This window comes from Romboutsia weinsteinii, from assembly GCF_002250835.2.
In the GTDB taxonomy this organism is placed as follows: domain Bacteria; phylum Bacillota; class Clostridia; order Peptostreptococcales; family Peptostreptococcaceae; genus Romboutsia_A; species Romboutsia_A weinsteinii.
This window is the reverse complement of the sequence record NZ_NOJY02000126.1, coordinates 1-2,134: the sequence shown is the minus strand read 5'-3', so window position 1 is coordinate 2,134 and position 2,134 is coordinate 1. Positions and strand designations below refer to the sequence as shown.

At 34.4% G+C, this 2,134-nt stretch carries 2 protein-coding genes; both read left to right on the top strand.

Going from position 1 to position 2,134, the window contains the following annotated elements; translation table 11 throughout:
- Positions 1-371: 6-phosphofructokinase (locus tag CHL78_RS19990; protein WP_199534138.1), on the top strand; the 371-nt coding region annotated here is incomplete at its 5' end.
- A gap of 23 nt (positions 372-394) precedes the next feature.
- Positions 395-2,134 (top strand): pyruvate kinase (gene pyk, locus CHL78_RS19985; protein WP_116041762.1); only part of this gene is annotated, 1,740 nt, incomplete at its 3' end.

The window sequence follows — 2,134 nt, the reverse complement described above, 5'->3', positions numbered from 1 at the left end:
AGGTAGAAGATGTGTGCAAGAAGTTAAAAACTACACAAAAAAGAGGCAAAAGACACAGTATTATAGTGTTAGCTGAAGGTGTTGGGAATGCACAAGATTTAGGGAAAGAAATTGTTGCAGATACAGGTGCTGACTTAAGAGTTACTGTGTTAGGTCACGTACAAAGAGGTGGAAGCCCAACTGCATTTGATAGAATATTAGCAAGTAGAATGGGAGTAAGAGCGGTTGAACTATTATTAGATGGTAAAGCTGCAAGGGTAGTAGGTATTAAGGATAATAAGATAATAGATATGGAGATAAATGAAGCATTAGCTATGACTAGAGACTTTGATAAAGATACTTATGAAATGGTGAAAATGCTATCTATATAATAATACTTTAGGAGGAATATATCATGTTAAAGAACACAAAAAAGACTAAAATAGTTTGTACACTAGGACCAGCTTCAGATACTGAAGAAGTACTAACTCAACTTGTTGAAAATGGATTAAATGTTTGCAGATTCAACTTCTCTCACGGTTCTCATGAAGAACATAAGGGAAGATTAGATATGGCTAAGAAAGTAAGAGAAAAATTAGGAAAGCCAGTAGCTTTATTATTAGATACAAAAGGGCCAGAAATAAGAACAGGTCAATTTGCTGATCCAGAAGTATTATTAGAAGAAGGTCAAAAGTTTACAATAACTATGAAAGATGTTGTTGGAACAAAAGAAATGTGTACAGTAAGCTACAAAGGTCTTTCAGAAGACGTTGTAGCAGGGGACAGCATATTAATAGATGACGGTCTAGTAGGCCTTAGAGTTCAAGAAGTTAATGGAGACGATATAGTTTGTTTAGTTGAGAACTCAGGAATAGTAAAGAATCATAAGGGAGTAAACGTTCCAGGAGTTAAAATAAACTTACCAGCTATAACACCTAAAGATATAAGTGATATAGAATTTGGTATAAGCCAAGGAATAGATTTTATAGCAGCTTCTTTCGTAAGAAAAGCATCAGATGTATTAGCTATAAGAGAAATATTAGAAAACAACAATGCTACAGATATACATATAATATCTAAGATAGAAAACCAAGAAGGTGTAGACAACTTAGATGAAATATTAAAAGTTTCTGACGGAATAATGGTAGCTAGAGGGGATCTTGGAGTTGAGATACCAACTGAAGAAATGCCAATAGTTCAAAAGATGATGATCAAAAAATGTAATGAATTAGCTAAGCCAGTAATAACTGCTACTCAAATGCTTGACTCTATGATGAGAAACCCAAGACCTACAAGAGCAGAAGTTACTGACGTTGCAAATGCTATATATGATGGAACTGATGCTATAATGTTATCAGGAGAAACTGCTGCAGGTAAATATCCTGTTGAATCTGTAAAGATGATGGCAACAATAGCTAAGAGAACAGAAGAAACATTAGATTACGATGCATTATTAAAGGCTAATGCTTCTAATAACTCAACAGTAACTGATGCAATAAGTCATGCAACTTGTTCAACTGCAATAGATTTAAATGCTTCTGCAGTAGTAACATCTACTTCTTCAGGACATACTGCTAGAATGGTTTCTAAATTTAGACCAAATGCTCCAATAGTAGCTGCAACTTCAGAAGATAAAATAATGAGACAATTAGCTTTATCTTGGGGTGTATATCCAGTTAAATCATCTAATGCTATAACTACTGATGAAGTTATAGAAAACTCTATAGAAGCTGCTAAGGCTGCTAATTACATAAACAATGGAGAGTTAGTTGTAGTAACTGCTGGGGTACCAGTTGGAGTAAGTGGAACTACTAACTTAATAAAAGTTCATGTAATAAGTGAAGAAATAGTACAAGGAATAGGTGTAGGAAACAAGACTGTAGAAGGTAAAGTACGTATAGTTAAAGCTGGAGAAGCTTGTGTAGACTTCAATGAAGGAGATATACTTGTTACTAGCATGACTGATGCAGATATGAACGTTTGTATAGAAAAAGCTGGTGCAGTAATAACTGAAGAAGGTGGAATGACTTCTCATGCGGCTATAGTAGGAATTAACTTAAATAAAGCTGTTATAGTTTCTGCTACAGATATGATGGACTTAGTTAAAGATGGAGAAACTGTTACAGTAGATGCTGCAAGAGGCGTTGTATACAGA